Below are 19,149 nucleotides of genomic sequence, written 5' to 3' on the forward strand. Positions count from 1 at the left end.
CGGAGCTGAATTTTTTCAGCTCCGTATTTTCATTGTTTAATCCATTGAGAAAATTTAATACTATAGTTGTCAGTTTTATTTTCTTCAACATAATTATAAAAGGCATTTAGGAAATAAGCTCTATCTACATCATCAGTCAAGGTAATTCCACCCATATTATATTGATAACATAAAATTTGATCTAAAGATAAATTACCGTTATCAGTCATAATTTGATATAATACCATAAAAGTAGTAGTTCGACCCTCACCTGCATCACAATGGAAATGAAGATGTTGTCCTTCAGGTTTATTTTTAATAAAATCTACAAAATCATCTATTACAGTAGTAGATGGAATTCCACCATCCTTAACAGCAAAACGCTGATATTTTAACCCATTTTTATTAATTGCATTATTTTCAGTGGAAACAGAATCAACAGTAATATTAGTTAAAACTTTACCAAGTTTATCATATATATTTATTTGTGAATTTTGCTTAATGGAATTTAATAATTTATCTTCAGTAGAAATGGTTTCTTCTGTGGTAAATCCATTATTTAAATCTTTACCAATGCTGTAGAAGCTGATAGCTAAATCATTTATAAATCCATGAGATTCTTGTCTTAAATCAACTATGCATATATCAGGTTTATTTATGGAGTTTTTTATATTTTCTATTTGAGAAGGTGTAAATTGTGCACTACCTGAAATATTTAAATTAGTTAAATCTCTAAAACGATTTGGAAGTCCAGTGATTGCATCACTATCTTTCACAATTAAAGTTTCATTTTTATTGCTAAAGGATATTGGAAAGGCTGATACTAATTGAAAAATTAGTAAAACATATAGAAAAAGACTGCAGAATTTTATAGTTTTAATTTTCATATTAAACCTCCTAAATTATATTTATAAACAGTATTATTTTTTGTTAGGAAAAAAATATTATTCTTTATAAATTTTTATATGCATAATATAAAGATACTGGGGCAATATAATAGTGTAAACAGGAGGTAAAAAAATTCGTAAAGAAGAATTTTCTTGTACTTTTGTTTATATAGACCGGTAGCCGAAGGAGGAATCTGTAATGTCAAATAAAGCATTAGTTCCAGAAGCAAAGCAAGGGTTAAATGCATTCAAGAACGAAGTAGCAATGGAGTTAGGAGTACCATTTAAAGAATATAATGGAGATTTAACTTCAAGACAATGTGGTTCCGTTGGTGGTGAAATGGTTAAGAGAATGGTAGAACAATATGAAAGTGGGTTAAGATAAGCCACAACGGTATGAAATCTCAAGAGAGGGTCAATGCCTTGAAAGGATGGAGACTGAAATGGATGAACCACCAAAAAATTGATTTATCATTACAAAAGGGAAGATGCAGCAATGCATCTTCTTCTTTTATCAAGGGATTTGTTATAATTCAAGATAATTAAAGTCTATAGTAAGGTCTTCAAGTGATTTTTTTTCTATGCTGATATGTAAAAAGAAATTGCTGTCCATAACCTTCCATTAATAAAAATCTTAAGACATTCTTTAACTTCATATGTTTTATAATATTCTATTTTTTTTATCTTCATAAGTAGTAATGTTTTAAAAAAATTTCTTTTATGATATATTCTCTCTTATGATACAATTGATTATAAAGTTAAAAAATTCATTTATAAATGAAATTTAAAAATAAGTATGAGGTAGAGATATGGAAAATCCAAAAGAGTATTATGAAAGTAATATTAATAAAATTAATAAAAATTTAGGAGAATTAGAAAGAATAATATTAACTTTTGCAGTGCTAAGATTAATAATAGTAATTGTGGGCATAGCAGTAATGTACTATCTATATAAAGCTGATAAGTTTATTTATTTATGTGCTTCATTTTTAGCTACATTGTTAATTTTTATTTTAACAGCTATATTCCATAATAATAAGATAAATGAAAAAGAACAGTACTTATTGAAGTTAGAATACAATGAAAAGGGGTTAAAAAGGATAAATGGAGAGTGGAAGGAATTTGAGGATAAAGGAGAAGAGTTTTTAAATAACAGCCATAATTTTAGTGGTGACTTAGATATATTTGGTAAGAACTCTTTATTTCAATGGATAAATACAACTAAAAGTCCCCTTGGTAGAAAAAAATTAGCTGAAATATTATCTCTTAAGTCATTGCCTAATAAGCAAATAATAAAGGATAGACAAGAAGCTATTAAGGAACTTAGTGGAAAGAGAGAGTTTTGTGAAAATATTTATATATCCTTTAATAAAGGAAAAAAAGATAAGCATTCAGTGGATAAGTTTTTAGCTTGGATGGAAAAGGAGGAAAAGATAAGTTTTACAGTAAGATATGTACCATATTTATTTATCACTATTACCTTGCTGTTTTTATATCTTACAGCTGCTGGAAGGGTACCTGTAAATTATTTAATTTTAGATTTATTTGTTAATTATCTTGTGGTAAAGCTATTAACGAAGAATTTAAGTGATAGTATAAATATTATCTTGGAAAATAAAAATGCCATTATTCAATATGAAAAGATATTAAGAATATTAAGTAGTGAAGAGTTTTCTACAAGAAAACTTGTTAAATTAAAAGAAAAGCTTATAAATAGTGGAGAAAACTGCATGGTGGAAATTAATAAGCTTAAAAATATTGTTAATTGGATAGGAGATAGTAATGCTAATGCATATTATCTACTTTTAAATGTGTTTATGCTAAGTGATATATTTGTTCTATATAATCTTGAAAAATGGAGAAGAAAAAATGGGTTTAAGATTAGAACATGGATTAAAACTATAGCTGAGTTTGAAGCTCTAATTAGTATTTCTAATATAGCATTTGATAATCCAAAGTGGTCATATCCAGACTTTACTGAAGAAAGAAGCATTGAATGTAGGGGGATTGCTCATCCTTTATTAGGAGAAAAAGCTGAAAGTAATGATTTTGCTTTACATCATGGCAAAAAAGCTGCTCTTATAACAGGATCAAATATGTCTGGTAAGAGTACTTTCCTAAGAACTATAGGTTTTAATATGGTTTTAGGATATATAGGTAGTCCTGTGAGAGCTGAAAAGTTGAATAGTGGGATTTTTAGTATATATACATGTATGAGAACACAAGATAATCTAGAAGAAAGTATATCTTCATTTTATGCAGAAATATTGAGGATTAAATTAGTGATAGAGGCTGCCAGAAGTGGGGAAAAGGTATTTTTTCTTTTAGATGAAATATTTAAAGGAACAAATTCGAAAGATAGACATGATGGAGCTAAAATATTGATTGAGCAATTGGTGAAAAGTGGTGGTATTGGACTTGTTTCAACTCATGACTTTGAGTTATGTGATTTAGAAAACATACACAATTGGCTTATTAATTTTAATTTCCAAGAATACTATATAGATGATAAGATTAAATTTGATTATAAACTAAGAAATGGAAGAAGTATGACTCAAAATGCAAAATATTTAATGAAGCTTGCAGGAATAGAAATTGTAGAAAATTAGAAAAAAAGTAAAACTTGAAGTATAATTAAGAAAGCAATATAAAGGGTTAATATATGGGGGGGAAGAGCAGTGGCTTTTATTATAATTGATTTGGAATTTAATAATTTAAGTGAAATACATAAATATTATCCAAATATATATAAAGATATGCCAAATTTAAAAGAATTAGATTTAATTAATGAAATAATTGAAATTGGAGCAATTAAAGTTGATATATATATGAAGCCTTTAGAGCATTTGAAAGTATATATTAAGCCATCAGTAATACCTGTAGTCAATCCTAAAATACTAAGTATTACCAATATAAAGAAAGAAGAGCTAGAAAATGGAGTAAGTTTTAATGAAGGGCTTGATATGCTTAAGAAGATGGTAGGTAAAGGAGATGTCATATGCTCATGGGCAAAGGATGATATTGCAGAAATAATAAGGAATGCAAATCATCATGGATATAGTGATTTAAGCTGGATAGAAAGATATCTTGATATTCAGGAATATACAACAAAGATATTAGGTAAAAAAAATATTCTTAGTTTAAAAAATGCTCTTCAGCAATTAAAGATAAAAGTTGATGAAAGCAAGCTTCATGATGCTTTGAATGATTCTATATATACATTAAGCGTCTTTAAGAATATATATAATGCCAGAGCAGTAAAACAATTTATTGTTAAGGATATATTTGATATGCCAGCACTGGAGATAAAATCTCTTCAAAACTTCAAACTGGATTATTCTAAGATTAATCCAGTTTGTCCTAGATGTAAAAGAAATATTGAGTTAGATTATAATTTTACTAATTTAGGATGGAGATTTGTCGCTATTGGGACATGCTCCAAATGTAATAGCAGGATTTTAGAAGAGGTTATTGTAAAGAAGAGTTTAAGTGGAGAAATGATCTATAGGGAAGTATACAGTATTATTGATGAGATTGAATTTCTAAAATATGAAAATAGACTTATTAAGAAAAATGCAAGTGTATAGATTTACATTTGAAAGTTTTATAATAAAATTATATAATTGCTATGTATAGAAAAATAATGTCTTAAGGTATTAATTGAATATTTGAGGGAAAGGTAAGAAATATGAATATTGCATTTCTTTTGACACCAAAGAATGAGGTAATTTATGAATATCTAGATGTAACTATGAGACAAGTAATTGAGAAGATGGAGCATCATGGATATACAGCTATTCCACTTATTGATAAAAGTGGAAAGTACGTAGGTACATTAACAGAAGGAGATTTATTATGGAAACTTAAAAATACTCCTGAATTAACATTTAGAAATACTGAATGTGTAAAAGTAAGTGATATACCAAGAAAAATAAAACATAAGTCTGTTTCAATAAATGCAGATGTAGAAAGTATCATAAATCTAGCAACTACTCAAAATTTTGTGCCAGTGGTAGATGATGAAGGAATTTTTATAGGTATAATAAAAAGAAGCGATATTATTAATTATTGCTATAACTTGATTAGAAAAAGTTCAAAAATTAATTAGATAAAATACAAAAGTTTATTAAGGAAGTGAGTTTAATGAATTCAGAAAAAAGAGAAGAAAGCACAATGGGCGAATTATTAAAGGATTTTGATGTTAAAAGAATCAAAAGCGGAGATATATTAAAAGGTATTGTAATAGATGCTGATGAAAAAGAAGTAAGAGTTAATATAAATTATGCCTTTGATGGTGTAATTTCCAGAGAAGAACTTACAAATGCAGATGCTTCTCCACTGGAAGTAGTTAAGCCAGGAGATGAAATAGATGTATATGTATTATCTCCAAATGATGGTGAAGGGTATGTACAGCTTTCAAGAGTAAGAGCTCTTCAAATCACAGAAAAAGAAGAATTAGAAGAAGCATATAAAAATAATAAAACAATCAAAGTAGTTGTTAAAGAAGAAATAAAAGGTGGATTAGCAGCTTACTATGGATCGATTAGAGTATTTATACCAGCATCACAAGCTGCAAGAGAAAGAATTGAATTAAAGAATCTTTTAGGTAAGGAATTAGAAGTTAAGCTTATAGAGCTAGATTTAAGAAATAGAAAAGTAGTTGCTTCAAGAAGAGTTATTGAAGAAGAAATATACAATGCTCATAAAAAAGAACTTTGGAAAAATGTTAAATCTGGAGAAAAAAGAGAAGGTGTTGTTACAAAAATATTAAAAGTTGGTGCAATTGTTGATATTGGAGGAATAACAGGTCTTATTCATATAAGTGATTTAGCATGGGAAAAGGTAAAGAGAGTTGAAGATGTAGTTTCTGTAGGGGATAAGGTAGTTGTTTTTGTAGGTAATGTAGATGCAGAAAATGAAAAAGTATCATTAATCTTAAAAGATGTAAATAATGAGCCTTGGAACCTTCATAGAGAAAGCTTAAAAGAAGGAAATGTATTAGAAGGAAAAGTAGCTAAGCTATTAAACTTTGGGGCATTTGTAGAAGTATTCCCTGGAGTTGAAGGATTAGTTCATATAAATGAAATTACTGATGAAAATATAGCAAAACCAAGCGAAGCTTTAGAAATAGGGCAAATAGTAAAGGTTAAAATTTTAAATGCAGATATTGAAAATAAAAAATTATCATTAAGCATTAGAGATGCAGTAGAAAAAAGTCAAGAATACTTAGCATATAATGATAGCGATGAAGGTGAAACTTTAGGAGATTTATTTAAAGGACTTTTTGACAACTAATAAAAATACCTATGGGAATTAAGCCTATAGGTATTTTTATTAGTTATCGTAAGGTATCTTTGTCTTTTTTTGTATATTAACACCTTAAAAATAATAGAGCATTAAATTAGGTATAATAAATTTAAGTATCATTAGTAATATGATATACTTAGATATATATTTTAATTCTAGTATAATTTAGCAGAAGGGAAGAAAAATTATGGCAGTGTTAGACAATTTACAACCAAAATTAGTTTTTAAATATTTTGAAGAAATATCACAAATTCCAAGAGGATCAGGAAATGAAAAAGGAATAAGTGATTATCTTTTAAATTTTGGTAAGAGTTTAGGATTAGAAAGCATTCAAGATGAGGCTTTGAATATAATAATAAAGAAATCAGCTACTAAGGGGTATGAAAATGCTCCAACAGTAATATTACAAGGGCATATGGATATGGTATGTGAAAAAAATAAAGGAACAAATCATGACTTTGAGAAAGATCCTTTAAAATTAAGAATAGTAGATGACTACATATATGCAACTGATACCACATTAGGAGCAGATAATGGGATAGCGGTTGCCTATGCAATGGCTATACTTGCTTCAGATGATGTTATGCATCCATCATTAGAAGTTTTAATAACTACTGATGAAGAAACAGGAATGTCAGGAGCTATGGCTGTTTCACCAGAACATATCCATGGAAAGATATTAATAAATCTTGATAATGAAGAAGAAGGATATCTTTTAGTAAGTTGTGCTGGTGGAATAAGAACTAAAGGAAAGCTTCCAGTGATAAGAGAAGAAAGAACAAATGGTAAAGCAATGCAAATAAAGATATCTGGACTTAAGGGTGGACACTCAGGAATGGATATTATTAAAGAAAGAGGAAATTCAAATAAAATTTTAGGAAGAATCCTAAAGCATCTTTTAAATAATGTTGAATACTCTTTATGTGAAATGAATGGTGGAGCAAAGAATAATGCTATTCCAAGAGAAGCAGAAGCGGTTATTATGGTAGCTGATAGTGATTTAGTAAAAGCAACAGAATTAGTTTTAGAATTTGCTAAGCTAGTTAAAAATGAATTAAAAGCTCAAGATGCAGGGTTAAATATAGAAGTACAAGAAGTTGCAGCAGTATCTAAAGTATTTACAAAGGAAAGCACAGAAAAAGCAGTTAATTTATTATATCTTTATCCATCAGGAATAAATAGTAAGAGTACAGAAATAGAAGGTCTAGTAGAAAGTTCAACTAACTTAGGAGTTTTAACAACTACTGAAGGTTTTGTAGAGTATGATTCAGCAGTAAGAAGTTCTGTATCTTCATTAAAAGAGGAAATAGTTTTAAGAAGTAAAACTATAGTTAATCTTTTAGGTGGAGAATTAGAATGTAATTCAGGATATCCAGCATGGGAATATAATTCTAATTCAAAGATAAGAGAAATATGCCAATCTGTACATAAAGAAATGTATGGAAAAGAAGCAGAAATTGTAGCTATCCATGCTGGTGTTGAATGTGGATTATTTAATGAAAAGTTAGGCAATTTAGATATGATAAGCTTTGGACCAAATTTATATGATGTTCATACACCAGAAGAGCATATGAGTATTTCATCAGTTAAAAATTGCTATGAATACTTAGTTGAAATTTTAAAATCAATTAAATAAAAAAATAGGCCGAAAGGTCTATTTTTTTAATGCTTGAATTTGAAAATTTAACTAGCTTATTAGCATAGAGACATAAGCGTTTCATTAGTCAATTGTGACGACTTAATTAGAGTATTACTGAAAGTATATGCTGACTTAATTATGATACCAATGAAATGTGTAACATAATTTAAAAGATGTTAGTATATCCACCAAAGAAAGAGAATATATATTAAGTATAAAAATATAAGAGGTGGTGGATGAGAAAATGAGGTATACAAGATATAACTATAAGAAAAGTAAAAATAATGATTTGTTTAGATTTATATTAAAATTAGTAGGAACTGTGGTGGGAGCAGGGATTTGTGGTATTACATTAGCATATGTGGCTTTTAGCATATTAACTAAAAATAATGAGCTTCCATCAGGAAACAGAGGTAAAGAAACTTCTATAGAAGCTAATAGCAATGAAATTGCTAATTCAGAAGGAGGTAGTAGTACAGCTATAAGTAATACTTATGTTTTTTATACTGTCCAATGTGGATATTTTTCTAATGAAAGCAATGCTAATCATATATTAAATTCCATAAGTGGAAAGTATAGTGCATTCATATATGAAGACGAAGATAAGTTTAGGGTCTTATCAGGAGTATATGAAAGTGATAAAGTAGATGAAGTTGTAAGTGAGTTAAAAAGTAGCAATATTGAGTGTACAAAGATTAAATTTTCCTTTAATAATGATGATAAAGTAGAATATCAGATTGCAAGTATATGTGATGGATATATAAGACTTTTAGATACAGCCGTTAGTGATGATGTAAAGTCAATTAATACAGATGATTTTAAAGGATGGACTAATGAGCTAGAAAACATATCTGAAGGAGAGAAAATAGATATATTAAATAATTTAAAAGAACATATTGCTAATTTAAAAACAGAAATAAATAAGGCAAATGTACCTAAAGAAATGGAATATATTTATACAATATTATTGAATTTTAAGGATATATAAAATTAAATTTAAACTATAAAAAATAAATCTTACAATATTATAAAAAAATTCTATATAGAGAGGAAAATGCTTGTTTGAACACATATAAAGTGATAAAATATAAAAGAAAATTTAAGGGTTAATAACAAGCGTTGGACTCTTTTTTTATTTTCAAAAAAACTTATTTTTATTTATTGATTAAAATAAGTTTAAATATGGAAAAATAATCAATAAAAAATAGGATGTGAAGTTATGAAATATATTTTGGCATCCGCGTCTGAAAGAAGACAGGAACTATTAAATAGAATAATAGACAATTTTGACATTATAATAAGTGACTTTGATGAAGAAAAAGTTAAGTTTAATGGAAATGTTGAAGAATACGTAATTGAAGTAGCTGAAGGAAAAGCTTTAGACGTATTATCAAGAATAAGTGAAGATAGTATCATTATTGCAGCTGATACTATAGTTGTAAATGGTGATAAAATATTAGGAAAACCTAAAAGTGAAGAAGATGCATATAAGATGCTTAAAGATTTAAGTGGAAAGGTGCATAGGGTTTATTCAGCAGTTGTTGTTGTTAATAGCAAAACTAATAAAGTAAAAAAAGAATGTATTTTTACTGAAGTCAAGTTTAAAGATTTGACTAATGAAGAAATATTGAAGTACATATCTACAAAAGAACCGCTTGATAAAGCAGGAGCATATGGAATCCAGGGCATTGGTGGGGTTTTTGTTGAAAGAATTACTGGTTGTTATTACAATGTTGTTGGACTTCCATTAAATTTATTAAATAATATTTTAGAAGAGGTTAAATAGTTTTTGTATAATGGCGATGGGGAAAATTATCTATAAAATAAATACTTAACTAATTAAGGAGAGATTTTATGGGTAATATAAAGATAAGTGACTTGCCATTAAGTGAGCGTCCTATGGAGAAATTAGTGAAATATGGCGCTGATAGCTTAGGGAATGAGGAGCTTTTAGCTATATTATTGAGAACTGGAACTAAAGGTGAAAATGTTATTGATTTAAGTACTAGATTGATATTAAACTTAGGTGGACTAGATAAAATATTGGATGCAAGCTATGAAGAAATCAAGAAAATCAAAGGTATTAAGAATGTTAAAGCATGTCAGATAATTGCATTAAGTGAGCTATTTAGAAGGTTTAAGACTTTAAGAGCAAAAAATGATTTATTTAAAATCACAAGACCAAGTGATATAGCAGAATTTCTTATGAATGAAATGAATGTTTTAAATCAGGAAACACTAAAGCTAATATTATTAGATACAAAAAATAATATTATAAGAACTAGGGATATTTTTATAGGAACTTTAAATTCATCTTTGATTCATCCAAGGGAAATTTTTAGGGAAGCCGTTAAATTTGGTAGTGCAAACATAATAATTTCTCATAATCATCCATCTGGTAATCCAGAGCCTAGCAAAGAGGATATTAATGTTAGTATTAGAATAAAAGAGTGCGGAGAAATTATGGGAATTAATCTTTTAGATCATATTATTATTGGTAGAAACAATTATACGAGTTTAAAAGAAAAAGGAATTATTTAAATATTGAAGATTGAAAGGGGAATTCAAATGGGATTTTTCAGTAGTAATAGAGATATGGGAATAGATTTAGGAACAGCAAATACTTTAGTATTTGTAAAAGGTAAAGGAATAGTATTAAGTGAACCATCAGTTGTAGCTATTAATAGTAATACTAAAAGACCATTAGCCGTTGGTACAGAAGCTAAGCTTATGATTGGTAGAACACCAGGAAATATCGTAGCAATAAGACCATTAAAAGATGGAGTTATAGCTGACTTTGATGTTGCTCAAACAATGATAAAGAAGCTTATTGATAAAGTTGCAAGCAAAAGTGCATTTACAAGCCCAAGAATAATAGTTTGTTATCCATCAGGTGTAACTGAAGTTGAAAGAAGAGCCATTGAAGAAGCAACTAGAAATGCTGGAGCAAGAGAAGTTGTGTTAATGGAAGAACCAATGGCTGCAGCTATAGGGGCAGGACTTCCTGTAGGTGAACCAACAGGAAGCATGATAGTAGATATTGGTGGAGGTACTACAGAAGTAGCTATTATTTCTTTAGGTGGAATAGTAACAAGCAAATCATTAAGAGTTGCTGGTGACGAATTAGATCAATCAATTATTGCTTATGTTAAGAAAGAATTTAACTTAATGATAGGTGAAAGAACTGCTGAAGATATAAAAATGCAATTAGGTTCAGCATACAAGATAGATGATGAAAATGAATCATTAGAAATTAAAGGTCGTGATATGATTACTGGACTTCCAAAAGTAGTTACTATTACTGAAGAACAAGTAAGAGAAGCTTTAAAAGAGCCGGTATATGCAATCATAGAATCAATTAAAACTACATTGGAAAAGACACCACCAGAACTTGCAGCAGATATAATTGAAAAAGGAATAATGCTAGCAGGTGGGGGAGCTTTATTAAAGGGATTAGATAAATTAATTAACGCTGAAACTAACATGCCAGTACACATAGCTGAATCACCACTTGATTGTGTTGTTTTAGGAGCTGGTAAGGCACTAGAAAATTTTGATGAATTAAGTAAAACTCAAAGAGGTCAATAATGAAACCTTTTAAAAATAAACTGGCAGTAACTATAGTTTTACTGTCAGTTGCCTTTTGTGGTATGATTATATACAGTTTGCAAAGTGATGCAAATGGTATCTCTAGTAGTGTTAGTACAGTAGTTAGTCCCTTACAAAAAATAGTATATAATATAAATAGTAGAGTAAAAGAAACAGTAGATTTCTTTTTAAACTTCTCTGAAGTTAAATTAGAAAATGAAGAATTAAAGAAAAAAAATACGAAACTTGCCAATGAATTAATTGAATATGAATCATTAAAAGATGAAGTTGAACGCTTAAGAGAAGCTTTAAATTTCACTGAATCTAAGAATAATTATAAGTATGTAGGAGTAAATATAATTGGATATAGTGGAAATTCCTTATCAGATGGATACATAATAGATAAAGGAAGTAATGATGGAATAGATAAGAATATGGTAGTAGTAAGTTCTAAGGGGTTAGTTGGAAAAGTAACAAAAGTAGCTAGTAACTTTGCTATAGTTCAAAGTATACTTAATGAAAATATTGCTGTTGCTGTAATGGATCAACAGACAAGAGAAGCCACTGGGGTGCTTCAAGGATTAAGTGATAAGAAAGATAACAATATGACTGTAGTGTATAATCTTCCAATAAGCTCAGATGTTAAAGAAGGCGATATCATTATAACATCAGGACTTGGTAAGATTTATCCAAAGGAAATACCAGTAGGTACTGTTGTATCAGTGGAAGAAGATAATGTTAGGGTTATGAAAAGTGCTGTAGTTGAGCCTTTTGTTAACTTTAATGAAGTGGAAGAATTATTTGTAGTAATTCCTAACAGTAATATTGATGAAATTGAATACGATTAGGAGGAAAATGTATGAAAAAGATATTTATAATACTTATTTCAATTTTCCTTTTAGTCTTAGATAATTCCTTATTACCTAATTATCAAATAATGGGCAGTTATCCAAGTCTTTTATTTATTTTTGCAATAGCTTATTCAATAGTATGTGGAAAAAATGAAGCGGTTTTTATAGGGGTAATTAGTGGAATACTTCAGGATATATACTTTGTCAAGGGATTTGGCATTAATTCTTTAAGCAATCTATTATTATGCTTTTTAGCGGCAAAAATAGGAGAAAACATTTTAAAGGGAAATAAGATAGTTCCAGTTTTATCTACATTAGTATTATCCATAATAAAGGGCTTTTTTGTAGCCATAATATTAAGATTATTTAATCAAAGTATCAATTATAGTGCTACTATTTTAGCAGCATGTTACAACTCCATTATTATGATAGTTGTTTATAATATAGTTTTAGCTACTTGCGATAAATATATGGATAATGATAGATGGAGGTTTAAATGATAGTAAATAAACCAAAAAAGAAAAAGACCATATCAAGATATACAGTGTTATATATAATTATGGCAGTGATATTTACAAGCTTATTTTCTAAGCTTTTATATCTTCAAGTATATAAATATGATGATTACAAGGAGAAGGCAGATACAAGTTCCACAAAATTTATATCAGAAAGTGCTCCAAGAGGAATAATTTATGATAGTGATGGAAATATTTTAGCAACTAGTGAGCAGACTTATGTACTTACTTATATGCAAACTACTGAATCTGCAAATGCAATATTTAGTACTTTAGATAAGGTATTTAAAGTACTTAGTGAAAATGGAGAAAATTTTGAAGATGATCTTCTTTTAAAAGTTAATTCAAATGGACAGTTTTATTTTGCTTTTAAAAATGATAATAGTGATGTGAAGGAAGCTACAGAACTTTTATTTAAAAACGATAGAGGGTTAAAAGATGAAGTAGTAAAAAAGTTATATAAAAATCATGATGGTGATTTTACTGATGAAGAACTTGCTAATATAAATGAAAAGTTATTAGAAATAACACCAGAGGATACTTTTTATTATTTAGTAGAGCTATACGGAATGTATAAGATGCTTCTTCCAGAAAATTATACTAAGGAAGAATATAATGCTATTGTTGCTAAGTATAAGGATGTTGATGGAAAGACTATCACAAAAGATTTATTAGAGAAATATTCAATAGAAGATATAAGGAAATATATGGTAGTTAAAGATGCTATAAATCTTCAGAGTTATCAAGGATATAAATCAGTTACCATAGCCAGTGATATAACTAAGGATACTGCTTTTATATTTTATCAGATGTTAAATGAGCTTCCAGGGATAGATGTTGACTTAGAGCCAGTTAGATATTATCCATATGGATCAGTAGCATCATCAATACTTGGTTATGTTTCGTCGATAACAAGTACTGAAGAAGAAATATATGAACTAAAGGGATATGATGCATCCACAGATTTAGTTGGAGCAGCAGGAATTGAAGCTGCCTTTGAAGAACAGCTTAAGGGAAAAGATGGAGGGACTACTGTAAAAGTTAATTCAGAAGGTAGAACTACCGAAGAGTTATTTAAGCTTGAATCTTATGCAGGGAATAATATTCATCTTACCATTGATAAAGATGTACAATATGCAGCTGAACAGGCACTAAAAGATACCTTAGCTCGTGTTGATGCTAATGTAACTAATAAAGATTACGGTAATGGTAGGTCTAATGCTACTAGAGGTTCAGTAGTGGCCATTGAAGTTGGTACAGGAAGAGTACTTGCCATGGCAAGCTACCCAACATTTAATCCTAATGATTTTGCTACAGGACAATTAAGTGATGAATTATATGAACAATACTTTTCACCAGATTATAAAGCCTTTGCTGCTGAGCATATAGCTAAGACTGGTGCAACATCAACAATTGATGAATTATTTCCATTAAATGAAGATGGAACAAGAGAAGATACCTATGATTTATATCCAAAGGCAATGTTCAATTATTCAACACAAGCACTTCTTCCACCAGGCTCTGTATTTAAACCATTAACTGCAATTGCAGGTCTTATGGAGGGAGTAATTAGCACTAGTTCAACGGTAAATGATACAGGAGTGTGGAAGGTAGGAAATCTTACACAATACAACTTTCAAAAGACTGGAAATGGAGTTATTTCAGTAAGAGAAGCTTTAATGCATTCATCAAACTTCTTCTTCCACAATGTAGGGTATGAACTATATCTTAAAAATGGTGGAAATTCTAATGATGAAAAAGAAAGAGTAGCAGCACTAGATAGTATTGCTCATTATGCTTATAAATTTGGACTTGGAGTAACAGAAGGTGGCAATGCTTCTACAGGTATAGAAATAGAAGAAAACTTCGGCCAGACATATAACTTTAAGTCATGGAAAAATAGAATACTTGATACACCTATGTATACATTAGTAGATAGTCTGAAAACTGGAAACTATAATGGAATGTTCTATTATGCACCGTTGAATATTTCTAAAAATGATACCGATAGTGAAGCATTAGCTAATGCAAAGTCAGACTTGAAGGCTCAAATTAATAAAGCTTTAGAGCTAGTGGGTACAGATGCACAGCTTACAAGTGCTGATGACTTTGCTAGTCAATTAATAAGTTATATAAAATCTATAATGGAACTTTCTGATGAATATAAAGCATCATTAGAAAGTTATAATAGTACTAGAAGTAGTAAGACTAGTATTGATGAACAAGCAGAGATAATAGCTAATGCTATAGCACAATACACTATAAGCGACATGAGTACTCAGATAGATACTTATGCAGAAATAGTTAAGGATGCTATTGGTCAAAGCATGAATGCTTTTACGCCATTACAATTAGCTAATTATGTTGCCACGTTAGCAAGTGGGGGAACAAGATATAAGGTTAGGCTTGTTGATCAAATTACTTCGCCAGATGGAGAAGTAATTGAAGAGTTTGAACCAGAAGTAGTGGATAAATTAGACATACCTAGTGAATACTTACAAGCTGTAAAAGAAGGTATGAGGATGGTTAACACTTATAGTGGTAATGGTACAGCTTATAATAGTTTTAATTCATTTCCAATTGCTGTAGCAGGTAAAACAGGTACAGCAGACTTTGGTAGTGAAGAAAATTATACAGTCATAGGAAGAAGACCATATGGTAACTATATAAGTTTTGCACCAATGGATAATCCACAAATTGCTATATTCTCAACTTTATATGATGGTAATAAAGGTAGTGAAGGAGCAACTATTCATCTAGCTATATATGAAGCATTCTTTAAGGAATTATTAGAAAGCAACTATTCAGCTTATACTAAAAGTTCAGAAAGTTATCAAAAATATGTAGCAAATGGGCTAAATGATAATAAAGAAAATCAGGAAGAAAATAGCCATAATGTGGAAAGTGATGCAACTGAAAGTACACAATAATTATATAGAGTTATCAATTTTTTGATAACTCTATTATTTTTTTAAAACAATGTTCGATAATAATATATATAGAAAAGATAAAATAAAAAAACTATGTTAAAGTTAGTAGAAATTATAAATATATAGTATATTATGTTATTAACTGTTGATATATGGTATAATTATAATAAAAAGTGTATGAAATTGGTGGAGGGTAACCAATGAAGGAAAATAGAATTGAAATAAAAGGTGATAAAGAGGGCATAAGTGTTATAGTTAATATAGATAAATTTATAAATTTCGATGAAGTTATTGCAGAAATTATAAGCGTATTATCTATAGGAAAAGGGTTTTATAAAAATTCTATAATAAAAATTATAGCAAACCTTAAGAATGTATCAGATAGTGAAATAGCCAAATTGAAAGATAAGCTATTTGAAGAAATACATATAAGAGATTGTATATTTGATGATACAAACAAAAGAAAAATAGAAGCTGATGCAGTCTTTACAGGTATATATGAAGGAAGAACTAAATTTATAAAAAAAACCATAAGAGGTGGCCAGTGTATTAATAGTAAAGGTAATATTGTTGTTATTGGTGATATTAATAGTGGAGCAGAAGTATCAGCAGGTGGAAATATTATAGTTCTTGGAAGCATAAGAGGGCGTGTAAGAGCAGGTATTGGAGGCAATAGAGAAGCGATAATAGCTGCATTTATACTACAGCCTCAACTTCTGCAAATTGGAGATTTAATTACAGTATCTCCTGATGATGTTAAACCTCCTTATCCTGAAGTGGCTAGGGTTAAGGATGGAATGATAATTGTTGAGCCATATTTACCAAATAAGTATAGTTATTAATTTTGGAGGGATAAAAAAATGGGAGTTTCTATAGTAATAACATCTGGAAAAGGTGGAGTAGGAAAGACTACAACAACAGCTAATATAGGAACAGCACTTGCAGCTATCGGAAAAAAGGTAGTGGTTGTTGATGGAGATACAGGATTAAGAAATCTTGATGTTTTAATGGGATTAGAAAATAGAATAGTTTATACAATAATGGATGTTATTGAAAATAGATGTAGATTAAAGCAGGCACTTATTAAGGATAAAAGATACCAAAGTTTATTCTTACTTCCAACTGCTCAAACTAAGGATAAGGATGATATAAAGTCAGAAGACATGTTATCCATAGTAAATACATTAAAGGAAGAGTTTGATTATGTTATCATTGATTCACCAGCAGGAATAGAGCAAGGCTTTGAAAATGCTGTTATTGGAGCTGATAGAGCTATAGTGGTAGTTAACCCTGAAATTACATCAGTGAGAGATGCAGATAGAGTAATTGGAAAACTAGACGCTAAAGGATTGGATAAACATGAAGTAATAGTTAATAGATTAAACTATGAAATGACAAAAAGAGGAGATATGCTTGATGTACCTGATATTATAGAGACTTTATCAGTGAAGCTTTTAGGTGTTGTACCAGATGATAGAAATATAACTGTATCAACCAATAAAGGAGAGCCAATAGTTTTAGATGATAAATCTATTTCAGGAAAAGCATTTAGAAATATTGCCAATAGAATTATTGGAGAAGATGTTCCACTATTAGATTTAAGTGAAGAGTCTAATGGTATATTTTCAAAATTAATAAAAATATTTAAAAAGAATTAGGAGGTAAGAATGATGGATTTGTTAAAAATTTTTCATAATAAGACAACGACTCCTAAGGATGTAGCAAAAGATAGATTAAAATTAATACTTATTCACGATAGAGGGGATATAGACCCAGAAACTATTGACAAAATAAGAGTAGAAATATTACAAGTATTATCAAAATATATTGAGATTGATGCAGATGATGTTGAAATAGCATTAAATAGGACTGAAACAAGTGAAACAGGTAATGGACCTGCTCTTGTAGCAAATATTCCTATAAAAAATATGCGTGGAAGATAAATTTTATATACTAACAATTGTTTAAAGTAAAAAATAAAGTTCTTTAAGTTTACTTTCTTACAGAAAGCTTAAAGAACTTTTATATTTACATAAATTTTATAGAGAAAAACGGTCAATTATTATATAATAAGATGATAAGTTGTGGAGGTGAAAAAGTGAAAGTAATACCAAGCTTTAAACTTGATTTAAAAAAATTTAAAGAGTTGGATAAGTGGATGCTTTTTTCTATCATATGTATAGTTTCATTTGGTATTCTTAATATATATTTAGCTACTAAGGGTAATTATGGAATAGCTTATTTAAAGAAACAATCAATATTTTTTTTGGTTTCCTTAGTTGCTTTATATTTTGTTTTAGCAACTGATTATAATACAATAAAAGGATTTACCAACTTATTTTATGGTGGATCAATAGTATTATTAGTACTAGTTTTAGTTATAGGAAAAACAGTAAATGGAGCTCAAGGATGGATAGATTTAGGAGTTATATCACTACAACCAGCAGAAATTGCTAAGGTTGCAACTATTATGATGATGGGACGAAAACTTGAAGAAATGGAAGGCAATATAAATACGGTGAAAAATTTTTTCACCTTAGCTATATATGCTGTAATTCCAGCAGCACTTATTGTTATTCAACCAGATATGGGGATGACCATGGTATTATTTTTTATGGTGTTAGGTGTTTATTTTATAGGAGGACTTGATAAAAGAGTAATACTTTATGGTCTTGGGTCAATGCTTTTAGCAGTAGTTTTATTATGGAATTCAGGACTTATTCAAGATTATCAAAAAACAAGAATAACATCATTTATGAATCCAGATACTGATACTTCTGATTCAGGATATCACTTAAGGCAATCGCTTATTGGAATAGGTTCAGGAGGATTCTTTGGAGCACATAATAGTTATAGTAATGATGGTACTGGTGGTTTTGCCTCAGAATATGTGCCAGAAGTTGAAACTGACTTCATTTTTGCTCAAATAGGAGAGCAATGGGGAACCATAGGAGCCATAATATTATTAAGTTTTTATGGTATTCTTATATCCAGAATGATAAAAATTGCGAAAAATTCCAAGGATATATTTGGTAGATGTGTATCTATTGGAATGGTGTCCTATTTCTTTTTTGCTATAACACAAAATATTGGAATGACAATAGGCCTTATGCCGATAACAGGAATCACGCTTCCATTGGTAAGCTATGGAGGAAGTTCTCTTTTAACAACAATTCTTTCTTTAGGAATTGTTTTAAATATAGGAATGAGTAAAAAGAAAATATATTTTTAGTTATAGTAAAATAGCTATGGAAAATATCCATGGCTATTTTTTAAAGTACAGGAAAGTATAAAATTTTCGATGACTGAAAGTTAGATGTTATCTAGCTTTCAACCTTTAAATATGTTAAATTTATTAATTATAAATTAGAGGTTTTTACATATGAAAAAAGGTAAAATAAAAATAATACTAGAAGATCACTGGCATGGGTTCTTAAAAATATATGAAAATAA

18 protein-coding genes are annotated in these 19,149 nt (G+C 29.0%); 17 read left to right on the top strand and 1 reads right to left on the bottom strand.

Annotation, left to right across the window (positions count from 1 at the left end):
* Positions 1 to 29: 29 nt before the first annotated feature.
* On the bottom strand, positions 30 to 866 hold the full coding sequence (locus tag H8R92_RS07855) for a phosphatase domain-containing putative toxin (RefSeq protein ID WP_186835140.1): 837 nt from the start codon (positions 864 to 866) through the stop codon (positions 30 to 32).
* 199 nt (positions 867 to 1,065) lie between these two features.
* Here H8R92_RS07855 and H8R92_RS07860 point away from each other — a divergent pair, with 199 nt between their 5' ends.
* From H8R92_RS07860 to rodA, 17 genes are all read left to right on the top strand, one after another.
* Positions 1,066 to 1,251 (top strand): alpha/beta-type small acid-soluble spore protein, encoded by a 186-nt coding sequence (locus tag H8R92_RS07860; RefSeq protein ID WP_022168533.1) that lies wholly within the window; start codon positions 1,066 to 1,068, stop codon positions 1,249 to 1,251.
* A gap of 424 nt (positions 1,252 to 1,675) precedes the next feature.
* A complete protein-coding gene (locus tag H8R92_RS07865) occupies positions 1,676 to 3,475 on the top strand; it encodes a MutS-related protein (RefSeq protein WP_186835141.1) in 1,800 nt (599 codons plus the stop codon).
* Positions 3,476 to 3,544: 69 nt separating this feature from the next.
* Positions 3,545 to 4,453 carry an exonuclease domain-containing protein gene (locus H8R92_RS07870; RefSeq protein ID WP_186835142.1) on the top strand — a complete coding sequence of 303 codons (909 nt, stop codon included), beginning with the start codon at positions 3,545 to 3,547 and terminating at the stop codon, positions 4,451 to 4,453.
* Positions 4,454 to 4,554: 101 nt separating this feature from the next.
* Positions 4,555 to 4,974, top strand: coding sequence for a CBS domain-containing protein (locus H8R92_RS07875; protein WP_022211833.1), 420 nt, complete (start codon positions 4,555 to 4,557; stop codon positions 4,972 to 4,974).
* 35 nt (positions 4,975 to 5,009) lie between these two features.
* Complete coding sequence (gene rpsA, locus H8R92_RS07880; protein ID WP_022211832.1) at positions 5,010 to 6,161, top strand: 30S ribosomal protein S1; 1,152 nt, start codon at positions 5,010 to 5,012, stop codon at positions 6,159 to 6,161.
* Positions 6,162 to 6,360: 199 nt separating this feature from the next.
* Positions 6,361 to 7,809 (top strand): aminoacyl-histidine dipeptidase, encoded by a 1,449-nt coding sequence (locus tag H8R92_RS07885; RefSeq protein WP_022211831.1) that lies wholly within the window; start codon positions 6,361 to 6,363, stop codon positions 7,807 to 7,809.
* Positions 7,810 to 8,056: 247 nt separating this feature from the next.
* Positions 8,057 to 8,800 carry an SPOR domain-containing protein gene (locus tag H8R92_RS07890; protein ID WP_022211830.1) on the top strand — a complete coding sequence of 248 codons (744 nt, stop codon included), beginning with the start codon at positions 8,057 to 8,059 and terminating at the stop codon, positions 8,798 to 8,800.
* Positions 8,801 to 9,031: 231 nt separating this feature from the next.
* Positions 9,032 to 9,598 (top strand): Maf-like protein, encoded by a 567-nt coding sequence (locus tag H8R92_RS07895; protein ID WP_186835143.1) that lies wholly within the window; start codon positions 9,032 to 9,034, stop codon positions 9,596 to 9,598.
* Between the two features lie 68 nt (positions 9,599 to 9,666).
* The gene (gene radC, locus H8R92_RS07900) at positions 9,667 to 10,353 is read left to right on the top strand and encodes a RadC family protein (RefSeq protein ID WP_186835144.1); all 687 of its coding nucleotides are present in this window, start codon (positions 9,667 to 9,669) and stop codon (positions 10,351 to 10,353) included.
* 27 nt (positions 10,354 to 10,380) lie between these two features.
* A complete protein-coding gene (locus tag H8R92_RS07905) occupies positions 10,381 to 11,400 on the top strand; it encodes a rod shape-determining protein (RefSeq protein ID WP_022211827.1) in 1,020 nt (339 codons plus the stop codon).
* Positions 11,400 to 12,248 (top strand): rod shape-determining protein MreC, encoded by an 849-nt coding sequence (gene mreC, locus H8R92_RS07910; protein WP_186835145.1) that lies wholly within the window; start codon positions 11,400 to 11,402, stop codon positions 12,246 to 12,248. The genes H8R92_RS07905 and mreC overlap by 1 nt, the downstream gene beginning before the upstream one ends.
* Positions 12,249 to 12,259: 11 nt before the next feature.
* Positions 12,260 to 12,751, top strand: a complete 492-nt coding sequence (mreD, locus tag H8R92_RS07915; protein ID WP_022211825.1) for a rod shape-determining protein MreD — start codon at positions 12,260 to 12,262, stop codon at positions 12,749 to 12,751.
* Positions 12,748 to 15,696 carry a penicillin-binding transpeptidase domain-containing protein gene (locus H8R92_RS07920; protein WP_186835146.1) on the top strand — a complete coding sequence of 983 codons (2,949 nt, stop codon included), beginning with the start codon at positions 12,748 to 12,750 and terminating at the stop codon, positions 15,694 to 15,696. The genes mreD and H8R92_RS07920 overlap by 4 nt, the downstream gene beginning before the upstream one ends.
* 200 nt (positions 15,697 to 15,896) lie before the next feature.
* Entirely contained in the window at positions 15,897 to 16,538 is a 642-nt protein-coding gene (gene minC / locus H8R92_RS07925) for a septum site-determining protein MinC (protein ID WP_186835147.1), read from the top strand.
* Between the two features lie 18 nt (positions 16,539 to 16,556).
* Complete coding sequence (gene minD / locus H8R92_RS07930) at positions 16,557 to 17,354, top strand: septum site-determining protein MinD (RefSeq protein WP_022211822.1); 798 nt, start codon at positions 16,557 to 16,559, stop codon at positions 17,352 to 17,354.
* A gap of 12 nt (positions 17,355 to 17,366) precedes the next feature.
* Complete coding sequence (gene minE, locus H8R92_RS07935) at positions 17,367 to 17,639, top strand: cell division topological specificity factor MinE (RefSeq protein WP_186835153.1); 273 nt, start codon at positions 17,367 to 17,369, stop codon at positions 17,637 to 17,639.
* A gap of 215 nt (positions 17,640 to 17,854) precedes the next feature.
* Positions 17,855 to 18,928 carry a rod shape-determining protein RodA gene (gene rodA / locus H8R92_RS07940; RefSeq protein ID WP_243166635.1) on the top strand — a complete coding sequence of 358 codons (1,074 nt, stop codon included), beginning with the start codon at positions 17,855 to 17,857 and terminating at the stop codon, positions 18,926 to 18,928.
* The last annotated feature ends 221 nt before the right edge of the window (positions 18,929 to 19,149 follow it).

This window comes from Clostridium lentum, from assembly GCF_014287815.1.
GTDB classification, from domain to species: Bacteria; Bacillota; Clostridia; order Clostridiales; family Clostridiaceae; genus Clostridium; species Clostridium lentum.

What these genes read in the sequence shown, in the direction of transcription:
- minC (WP_186835147.1), top strand. Translation starts at nt 15,897, where the DNA reads ATGAAGGAAAATAGAATTGAAATAAAAGGTGATAAAGAGGGCATAAGT.
- H8R92_RS07905 (WP_022211827.1), top strand. Translation starts at nt 10,381, where the DNA reads ATGGGATTTTTCAGTAGTAATAGAGATATGGGAATAGATTTAGGAACA.
- H8R92_RS07865 (WP_186835141.1), top strand. Translation starts at nt 1,676, where the DNA reads ATGGAAAATCCAAAAGAGTATTATGAAAGTAATATTAATAAAATTAAT.
- mreC (WP_186835145.1), top strand. Translation starts at nt 11,400, where the DNA reads ATGAAACCTTTTAAAAATAAACTGGCAGTAACTATAGTTTTACTGTCA.
- H8R92_RS07855 (WP_186835140.1), bottom strand. Translation starts at nt 866, where the DNA reads ATGAAAATTAAAACTATAAAATTCTGCAGTCTTTTTCTATATGTTTTA.
- rpsA (WP_022211832.1), top strand. Translation starts at nt 5,010, where the DNA reads ATGAATTCAGAAAAAAGAGAAGAAAGCACAATGGGCGAATTATTAAAG.
- radC (WP_186835144.1), top strand. Translation starts at nt 9,667, where the DNA reads ATGGGTAATATAAAGATAAGTGACTTGCCATTAAGTGAGCGTCCTATG.
- H8R92_RS07890 (WP_022211830.1), top strand. Translation starts at nt 8,057, where the DNA reads ATGAGGTATACAAGATATAACTATAAGAAAAGTAAAAATAATGATTTG.
- mreD (WP_022211825.1), top strand. Translation starts at nt 12,260, where the DNA reads ATGAAAAAGATATTTATAATACTTATTTCAATTTTCCTTTTAGTCTTA.
- H8R92_RS07860 (WP_022168533.1), top strand. Translation starts at nt 1,066, where the DNA reads ATGTCAAATAAAGCATTAGTTCCAGAAGCAAAGCAAGGGTTAAATGCA.
- rodA (WP_243166635.1), top strand. Translation starts at nt 17,855, where the DNA reads ATGCTTTTTTCTATCATATGTATAGTTTCATTTGGTATTCTTAATATA.
- minD (WP_022211822.1), top strand. Translation starts at nt 16,557, where the DNA reads ATGGGAGTTTCTATAGTAATAACATCTGGAAAAGGTGGAGTAGGAAAG.
- H8R92_RS07885 (WP_022211831.1), top strand. Translation starts at nt 6,361, where the DNA reads ATGGCAGTGTTAGACAATTTACAACCAAAATTAGTTTTTAAATATTTT.
- H8R92_RS07895 (WP_186835143.1), top strand. Translation starts at nt 9,032, where the DNA reads ATGAAATATATTTTGGCATCCGCGTCTGAAAGAAGACAGGAACTATTA.
- H8R92_RS07875 (WP_022211833.1), top strand. Translation starts at nt 4,555, where the DNA reads ATGAATATTGCATTTCTTTTGACACCAAAGAATGAGGTAATTTATGAA.
- H8R92_RS07920 (WP_186835146.1), top strand. Translation starts at nt 12,748, where the DNA reads ATGATAGTAAATAAACCAAAAAAGAAAAAGACCATATCAAGATATACA.
- minE (WP_186835153.1), top strand. Translation starts at nt 17,367, where the DNA reads ATGGATTTGTTAAAAATTTTTCATAATAAGACAACGACTCCTAAGGAT.